General features: G+C 72.8%; 8 protein-coding genes. 7 read left to right on the top strand and 1 reads right to left on the bottom strand.

The annotated features are described in order from the left end of the window. The 7 genes from J1M37_RS07830 to J1M37_RS07800 all read left to right on the top strand — a co-directional run. On the top strand, nt 1-1,029 hold a 1,029-nt coding region (locus tag J1M37_RS07830; RefSeq protein ID WP_206452422.1), incomplete at its 5' end, for a PhoH family protein. Next, nucleotides 1,019-1,492: an rRNA maturation RNase YbeY gene (ybeY, locus tag J1M37_RS07825; RefSeq protein ID WP_136939984.1), complete on the top strand. Its 474-nt coding sequence runs from the start codon at nt 1,019-1,021 to the stop codon at nt 1,490-1,492. The genes J1M37_RS07830 and ybeY, both read left to right, overlap by 11 nt. Before the next feature lie 11 nt (nt 1,493-1,503). Next, a complete protein-coding gene (locus J1M37_RS07820) occupies nt 1,504-2,829 on the top strand; it encodes a hemolysin family protein (RefSeq protein ID WP_136939985.1) in 1,326 nt (441 codons plus the stop codon). A gap of 37 nt (nt 2,830-2,866) precedes the next feature. Then, on the top strand, nt 2,867-3,832 hold the full coding sequence (gene era, locus J1M37_RS07815; RefSeq protein WP_002854662.1) for a GTPase Era: 966 nt from the start codon (nt 2,867-2,869) through the stop codon (nt 3,830-3,832). 337 nt (nt 3,833-4,169) lie between these two features. Next, nucleotides 4,170-5,903, top strand: coding sequence for a 2-isopropylmalate synthase (leuA, locus tag J1M37_RS07810; protein WP_206452421.1), 1,734 nt, complete (start codon nt 4,170-4,172; stop codon nt 5,901-5,903). Next, nucleotides 5,900-6,721, top strand: a complete 822-nt coding sequence (recO, locus tag J1M37_RS07805) for a DNA repair protein RecO (protein ID WP_206452420.1) — start codon at nt 5,900-5,902, stop codon at nt 6,719-6,721. Before leuA ends, recO begins: the two co-directional genes overlap by 4 nt. Continuing rightward, a complete protein-coding gene (locus J1M37_RS07800) occupies nt 6,718-7,581 on the top strand; it encodes an isoprenyl transferase (RefSeq protein ID WP_152743873.1) in 864 nt (287 codons plus the stop codon). Before recO ends, J1M37_RS07800 begins: the two co-directional genes overlap by 4 nt. Here the strand turns inward: J1M37_RS07800 and J1M37_RS07795 are convergent. Then, the coding region (locus J1M37_RS07795) for an alpha/beta hydrolase (protein ID WP_206452419.1) at nt 7,521-8,598 on the bottom strand (1,078 nt) is incomplete at its 5' end. The two genes, J1M37_RS07800 and J1M37_RS07795, sit on opposite strands and share 61 nt — an antisense overlap.

Raw genomic sequence — 8,598 nt, 5'->3', positions numbered from 1 at the left:
GACAGCCCCACGACCCCGACCCCGCCCGCCACCGCGCACGAGGGGGTCGCGTTCGAGACCGCCGACCTCATGGTCCGCACGCTCGGACCGCAGGACGCCCTGTTGCGGATCCTCGGCGGCGTGTTCCCCACCGTGGACGTCACGGTCCGCGACCAGCGGCTGGACCTGGCCGGGCCGGTGGCCGACGTAGCCTCGGTGCGGCGCGTCGTCGAGGACCTGCGCTCGATCGCCCGCCGCGACCAGGCCGTCACCCCCGAGGTGATGGGCCAGGTCGTCCACCACGTCCGCGATGCCGCCACCGGGCGCGGCGCGGGTCAGCTGCACCTGGACTCGATCCTCTCGGGCCGGGGCCGCCGCATCCGCGCGAAGACCCTGCACCAGCAGGACTACGTGGAGGCGATCGACCGCTCCACCGTCGTCTTCGGCATCGGCCCGGCCGGCACCGGCAAGACCTACCTGGCCATGGCCAAGGCGGTGCAGGCGCTGCAGGCCAAGGAGGTCAACCGGATCATCCTCACCCGCCCGGCCGTCGAGGCCGGCGAGCGGCTCGGGTTCCTGCCCGGCGGGCTCTCCGAGAAGATCGACCCGTACCTGCGCCCCCTGTACGACGCGCTGCACGACATGATCGAGCCCGAGTCGATCCCGCGGCTGATGGAGGCCGGGACCATCGAGGTCGCCCCGCTGGCGTACATGCGCGGCCGCACCCTGAACGACGCGTTCGTGATCCTCGACGAGGCCCAGAACACCACCGGCGAGCAGATGAAGATGTTCCTGACCCGCCTCGGCTTCGGTGCGCGCATGGTCGTCACGGGCGACACCTCGCAGGTGGACCTGCCGCGCGGCACCCAGTCCGGCCTGGCCCAGGCCGTCGAGGTGCTCGAGGGGATCGAGGGACTGGAGATGGTCCGCTTCGACTCCTCGGACGTGGTCCGGCACTCGCTGGTGAGCGCCATCGTGGACGCCTACGACGCCGCCCGCGGCCCCGCGGAGCGGTCCCAGAAGCGAGGAGGGGCCCGCCGTGGCCGTTGAGATCCTGAACGAGTCGGGGCTCGAGGTCCCCGAGGACGCGCTGCTGCGCATGGCCCGGCACGTGTACGCGCGCCTGCACGTCCACGAGCGCGCCGAGACGGCCGTGACCGTCGTGGACGCCGCACGCATGGCCGAGCTGCACGAGGAGTGGATGGACCTGCCCGGGCCCACCGACGTGATGAGCCTGCCCATGGACGAGCTGACCCCCGGCTCGCCCGAGGCGCCGGCCGAGGGCGTGCTCGGCGACGTCGTGCTCTGCCCCGAGGTCGCCGCCGAGCAGGCGGCGCGCGGCGGGCACTCCCGTGACGACGAGCTGCTCCTGCTGCTCACCCACGGCATGCTCCACCTGCTCGGGTACGACCACGTCGAGGACGCCGAGCGCGAGGAGATGTTCGCGCTCCAGGATCGGCTCGTCTCCGAGGTCCTCGGCCGGCCCGCCCCGGCCCCCACCGTCGAGGATTGAGGGCACCGCCCATGCTGACACCCGCCGTCCTCTTCGCCCTCTTCCTGGTCTTCCTCGGCCTGACCTGGACGCTGTCCCTGGCCGAGTCCGCGTTCTCCTACCTCTCCCGGCGGGATGCGGAGGACATCGTCCGCGAGCAGCCCGGCTCCAAGGTCCTGGAGATCGCCCGCGAGCGGGAGAGCCACCTCGGGGCCCTGCGGGTCTGGCGCTTCGTGGCCGAGGCCCTGTCCGCCGTCTGCCTGACCGCGGCCGCCGACGCGGTGGTGGACGACACGTGGCTCGCCGTGGCGATCGCCGCGGTCGTGCTCGTGGGCGTGGCCGCCCTGCTGGGCGTCTGGAGCCCGCGGCCGATCGGCTCCCGCAACGAGGCCGCCGTCGCCCGCCGCCTGGGCGGGCTCGTGTGGGTGCTCCGCCGGGCCCTGGGCCCGCTCGCCGCCCGACTGGACCGGGACCGGCGCCGTCGCGAGGTCGAGCCGGAGGATGAGGACGACTTCCAGGAGCGCCACCTGCGTGAGTTCGTCGCCCGCGCCCACGACGCGGACGTGCTCGCGGACTCCGAGGCGGAGCTGATCCAGTCGGTGTTCTCCATGAACGACACCATCGTCCGCTCCGTCATGGTGCCGCGCACCGACGTCGTCACCATCGACGCCGACCACACGCTCGGCCAGGCCATGGCCCTGTTCCTGCGCTCCGGCAACTCCCGCATCCCGGTGATCGGCGACGACGCCGACGACATCCGGGGCATGCTGCACCTCAAGGACGTCACCCGCGCCCTGCACCACGACGGCGCTGCGACCGACACCCCCGTCACCGAGGTCATGCGCGACGTCCGCTTCGTCCCCGAGTCGAAGTCCGTGGCCACCCTCCTGCAGGAGCTGCAGCGCGAGTCCACCCACGTGGCCGTGGTGGTGGACGAGTACGGCGGCACGGCGGGGCTCGTGACCCTCGAGGACCTCATCGAGGAGATCGTCGGCGAGATCTACGACGAGGACGACCGCCCGGACCGCCCCGAGGTGGAGTTCGTCGCGCCCGGCGTCTACTCCGTCGACGCGCGCATGGGCATCCACGACTTCCGGGAGGAGTTCGAGCTGCCGGAGGAAGACGAGGACGACGACGTCGACACGGTCGGCGGCCTGCTCGCCAAGGAGCTCGGCCGCGTCCCGATCCAGGGCTCGCGCGTCGTGGTCCAGGGCATCGAGCTCGTCGCGGACACCCTCGAGCCCCGCCGCAACCGGGTCGCGCGCCTGCGCGTCTCCGAGACCCCCGACCGTCCGGTGCGGCTGCGCCGGCGCGAGGAGCAGGCCCACGGCGCCACGCCCGCCGACCCCGTGGCCTGAGCCGGCCCCCCACGCCCCGCCTGACAAGGATGACCCCATGACCGATCTCGTCGATCCGGCCCGCGCCGCGGACGGCTTCCGTTCCGGCTTCGTCTCGCTCGTGGGCCGGCCGAACGCCGGCAAGTCCACGCTCACCAACGCGCTGGTGGGGGAGAAGGTGGCGATCACCTCCTCCAAGCCGCAGACCACGCGCCACACCATCCGCGGAATCGTCCACCGCGAGGACTTCCAGCTCGTGCTCGTGGACACCCCGGGCCTGCACCGGCCCCGCACCCTGCTCGGCGAGCGCCTCAACGACCTCGTGGCGGAGACGCTCAACGAGGTCGACGCCGTGGGCATGTGCCTGCCGGCCGACGAGGCGATCGGCCCCGGCGACCGGTTCATCGCCCAGCAGCTCTCCTACCTGCACCGCACCCCGGTGGTCGCCGTGGTGACGAAGACGGACAAGGTGGGCCCGGAGCAGCTCATGGCGCAGCTCGTGGCCGTGACCGCGCTGGGCGACGAGGTCCTCGGGCCGGAGAACGGCGGGGAGGGCTTCGCGGCCGTCGTGCCGGTCTCGGCGGTGGCCGGCCGCCAGGTCGACGACGTCCTGGGCGTCTTCGCGGGCCTGCTGCCGGCCGGGCCGCCCCTCTATCCCGACGGCGAGCTCACGGACGAGCCGGAGGCGGTCATGGTGGCCGAGCTCATCCGTGAGGCCGCCCTGGAGGGCGTGCGCGACGAGCTGCCGCACTCGGTGGCCGTGGTGGTCGAGGAGATGTCCCTGCGCGAGGACCGCCCCGCGGATCGGCCCCTCATGGACGTGTGGGCGAACGTCTTCGTCGAGCGGGACAGCCAGAAGGGCATCATCATCGGCAAGGGCGGCTCCCGGCTGCGTGAGATCGGCGCGCAGGCGCGGGCGGGCATCGAGCGCATGCTCGGCACCAAGGTGCACCTGGACCTGCGGGTCAAGGTCGCCAAGGAGTGGCAGCGCGACCCCAAACAGCTCGGCCGACTCGGCTTCTGAGCCGGAGGCCCCGGCCCGGGCGCGCACGCGCCGGAGCGGGCCGCCGTCGTCGTGCGTCACACGGGGACGGCCTCCTGTGGCCCGGCCCACCTCGGTGCTAGGGTCGGGGGCATGTCCCTCCGCCTCGCGACGACAGCGCCGGCCACGGCCCGCCTGCTACTTCACGGCCGCACGGGGTCCCCGTGCCAGGCCGTGATCCACGCCGCCTGAGCGCACGCGGAGGCAGGACGCCTCCCACCGGACCGGACACCCCGTGCGGAGTCCCTGACCTCCCGGTCCGGCCACCGACCATCCACCTTTCGCGCGCCCGCCGCGCGCACGTCGAGGGAGAACACGCATGAGCGCCCACCTGCAGAAGTCGTCGGGGATGAAGTTCCACAAGTACGTCCCGTTCCAGGACCAGATCGAGGTCGCCCTGCCGGACCGCACCTGGCCGGACAAGGTCATCGAGAAGGCGCCGCTGTGGTGCGCCGTGGACCTGCGCGACGGCAACCAGGCCCTGATCGACCCCATGGGCCCCGAGCGCAAGCTGCGCATGTTCCAGCTGCTCGTCGGCATGGGCTTCAAGGAGATCGAGGTCGGCTTCCCGTCCGCCTCGCAGACCGACTACGACTTCGTCCGCCAGCTCATCGAGGGCGACCACATCCCGGACGACGTCACCATCCAGGTCCTCACCCAGTCCCGTGAGCACCTGATCGAGCGCACCTTCGAGGCGCTCGAGGGGGCCGACCGGGCCATCGTGCACCTGTACAACTCGACGTCGGTGCTGCAGCGCCGCGTGGTGTTCCGGCAGGACGAGGACGGGATCGTGGACATCGCGACCTCCGGCGCGCGCCTGGTGAAGAAGTTCGAGGAGCAGCTCAAGGGCACGCAGATCACCTACGAGTACTCGCCCGAGTCCTACACGGGCACCGAGCTCGAGTTCGCCCGGCGCATCTCGGACGAGGTGGCCACGGTCCTGGAGGCCTCCACCGACCGCAAGATGATCCTGAACCTGCCGGCGACGGTGGAGATGTCGACCCCGAACGTGTACGCCGACTCGATCGAGTGGATGCACCGCAACCTGGAGCACCGCGACTCGCTCATCCTCTCCCTGCACCCGCACAACGACCGCGGCACGGGCGTGGCCGCCGCCGAGCTGGGCTACCTCGCCGGGGCGGACCGCATCGAGGGGTGCCTGTTCGGCAACGGCGAGCGCACCGGCAACGTCGACCTGGTGACGCTGGGCATGAACCTGTACTCGCAGGGCGTCGACCCCATGATCGACTTCTCCGACATGGACCACATCAAGCGCACGGTCGAGTACTGCAACCAGCTGGCCGTGCCCGAGCGCTCGCCCTGGGGCGGCGACCTCGTCTTCACGGCCTTCTCCGGCTCCCACCAGGACGCCATCAAGAAGGGCTTCGAGGCGATGGAGGTCGACGCGAAGGCGGCCGGCACGGACGTGGACGGCATCCCGTGGGCCGTGCCGTACCTGCCCATCGACCCGAAGGACATCGGCCGCTCGTACGAAGCCGTCATCCGCGTGAACTCGCAGTCCGGCAAGGGCGGCGTCGCCTACCTGCTCAAGTCCGAGCACAACCTGGACCTGCCGCGCCGCGCGCAGATCGAGTTCTCCCACGTCATCCAGGATCTGGCCGACGCCCAGGGCGGCGAGGTCTCCGGCGCCGACCTGTGGCGTGTGTTCCAGGACGAGTACCTGCCCGCCGACGCGGCGGAGGCGCAGTGGGGCCACTACCGGCTCCGCTCGGTCTCCTCGGCCTCCGGCGAGGACGGCGCGTTCCGGATGGAGGCCGAGCTCGAGGTCGACGGCGTCACGCAGACCCGCACGGCGCAGGGCAACGGCCCGATCGACGCGTTCCTGCGCATCCTCGGCGAGGAGGGCGTGGACGTCCGCGTGCTCGACTACTCCGAGCACGCGCTGTCCGAGGGCGGCGCGGCCATGGCCGCCGCCTACGTGGAGGCGGCCGTGGGCGACCGTGTCCTCTGGGGCGTCGGCCTGGACCACAACACCACCACCGCCTCGCTGAAGGCCGTGGTGTCCGCGGTGAACCGCGCCCTGCGCGCGTGAGCGGCTCCGGCTCCTCCCGGCGGGGTGCGCGGCACGGCGGCTACGCGGCGAACTCGTTCCGCACCGACGCGATCGTGCTGCGCACCCACCGTCTGGGGGAGGCCGATCGCATCGTCGAGGCGCTCACCCCCGAGCACGGCCTGGTCCGGGCCGTGGCCAAGGGGGTGCGCAAGACCTCCTCCCGGCTGGGCTCGGTGGTGGAGCCGTTCATGCACTCCACGCTCCAGCTCGCACGCGGCCGGGGGGAGCTGCACATCGTGAGCCAGGCGCAGCTGCTGCACCCGTACGCAACGATGCTGGCCGCTGACTACGACGCCTACACCGTCGCCGGCGCCCTCGCCGAGGCCGTCGAGCGGGTCCCCGCGGTCGACGACGGCGGTCGGCGCGCCCAGTACCGCCTGTTCCACGGCGCGCTGGCCGCGCTGGCCCGTGGCGCGCACGACCCGCGCCTGATCCTGCACTCGTTCCTGCTGCGCGCGCTCGCCCAGGCCGGCTGGGCCCCGACCTTCGACCGGTGCGCCCGCTGCGGCGCCCCCGGCCCGCACACGGCACTGCACGTGGGCCTCGGCGGGGCTGTCTGTCCCGAGTGCAGGCCACCCGGTGCCGCTCACCCGGCCCCGGAGACCTTCGACCTGCTCTCGGCCCTCGCGGCGGGGGACTGGGCCACCGCGGACGCCTCCGGGGCCCCCGCCCGCCGCGAGGCGGCCGGTATCGTGGCGGCGTACCTGCAGTTCCACGCCGAGCGGCGCCTGGTGTCCCTGTCCGTCCTGGACCAGAACCTTGGCCTCCCCGCCCCGCGCGTCGAGAGGAGACCATGAGCGACGACCGTGCCCCGCAGCCCCCACCGCCGCACCCCTCGGGTGCGGTCGCCCCGCGGATCGATCCGCGTTTCGTGCCCCGGCACGTGGCGATCGTGATGGACGGCAACGGCCGGTGGGCCAACCAGCGCGGCCTGCCCCGCACCGAGGGCCATCGGGCCGGCGAGGCGGCGCTGCTGGACGTCGTCGCCGGGGCGGTGGAGCTGGGGATCGGCCACGTGTCCGCGTATGCGTTCTCCACGGAGAACTGGCGGCGCTCGGCGGAGGAGGTGCGTTTCCTCATGGGCTTCTCCCGGGACGTGCTGCGCCGGCAGCGGGACACCCTGCACTCGTGGAACGTGCGGATCCGGTGGAACGGGCGGGCCCCGCGCCTCTGGACCCCCGTGATCCGGGAGCTGCAGGAGGCCGAGGAGCTCACTCGCCACAACACCGGCACCACCCTGCACATGTGCGTGAACTACGGCAGCCGGGCCGAGATCCTGGACGGCGTCCAGGCGATCGCCGAAGAGGTCCGGGCCGGCCGGATGCGGCCGGGGGAGATCAGCGAGGACGTCATCACCCGCTACCTCGACCGCGGCTTCCGCACGGGTCAGGACGTCGACGTCGTCCCGGACGTGGACCTGTTCCTGCGGACCTCGGGGGAGCAGCGCCTGTCCAACTATCTGCTGTGGCAGTCCGCCTACGCGGAGCTGCTGTTCCTGGACGTGCTGTGGCCGGATGTCGACCGGCGGACCCTGTGGGCCGCCGTCGAGACCTACGCCCGACGGGACCGCCGCTACGGCGGCGCCGTGGACACCCCTCAGCCGGCGCCGTCGTCCGGCGCGCCGGACTCGGCCTCGGACGCCGACGGCGGCGCGTAGGCCCCCAGCCACGTGAGCGTCGCGGCACCGGCCGCCTCGCGCACCGACGCGGGGGAGGCGAACACGTCGTGCAGCGCGTCGGGGAGCCGGTGGACGGTCACCCGGTTGCCGAGCCGCAGGGAGCGTCGGGCCATGGCGTCGGGGTCCAGGACGATGTCCGAGGTCAGCATCGCCTCGGCGTAGGACGTGCCCCGATGCCCGCGCGCGGAGACGAGCACGAGGATCGGCACGGAGACGTCGAGCCGCCCGGCCACGGCCCGGTGCCCCGAGAGGACCGCGCTCAGCCAGGCGGCCGGCACCTCGAACGCGTGCGGGGGACGCCAGAGCGGGTGCAGGTCCCATTCGCCCTCGGCCTGGTCCGAGAGGGTGCGCCAGTAGTGGTCGATGCGCGGCAGTGTGAGCATGGCGTAGGGCTTCATGGCGGAGACGGGCCCCACGATGGACTTCGCCAGCAGGCGCACCCCCGCGCTGCCCTGCATCTCCAGCCACGGGCTGTTGAGCACGAGCGCGGCGAGGCGGCCGGGATTCCGGTCCGCCCACAGCGCGGCGATCAGCCCGCCGGTGGAGTGTCCCATGAGGATGGGCGGCAACGGGTGGTCCTGGGCGATGGTCTCGAACGCGGCCTCGAGGTCCGCGTCGTAGCGGGCCAGGTCGTCCGTCCAGCCGGGCGTCTGTCCCGTGCGCAGCGAGCGGCCGTAGTGGCGGAGGTCGACGGCGTGGAAGGCGTAGCCGGCGGCCTCGAACGCGTGGGCGAGCGGGGCGTTGTAGAAGTAGTCGCTCCAGCCGTGCACCGAGAGGATGGGCCGCCGGGCCGGGTCACGGGCGGCGTCGGTGCGCGGACGCACCACTGTGACAAGGTTCTGTCCTTGTTCATCGGTGTCGAGGCCGAGCGTGCATCGTTCGAAGCCCGGCAGCCCGTCCGGGACCCAGCCCAGGCCCGGCGGATCGTCGAGGAACGGGCGGGTGTCCTCCTCCGTCGGTCCGCCGGCGGGTGCGCCGTGCGGGGCGGAGGGGTCC

Source organism: Micrococcus sp. KRD012, from assembly GCF_017168555.1.
Lineage (GTDB): Bacteria > Actinomycetota > Actinomycetes > Actinomycetales > Micrococcaceae > Micrococcus > Micrococcus luteus.
The sequence above is the reverse complement of the archived record's forward strand: the minus strand, read 5'-3'. Positions and strand labels throughout refer to the sequence as shown.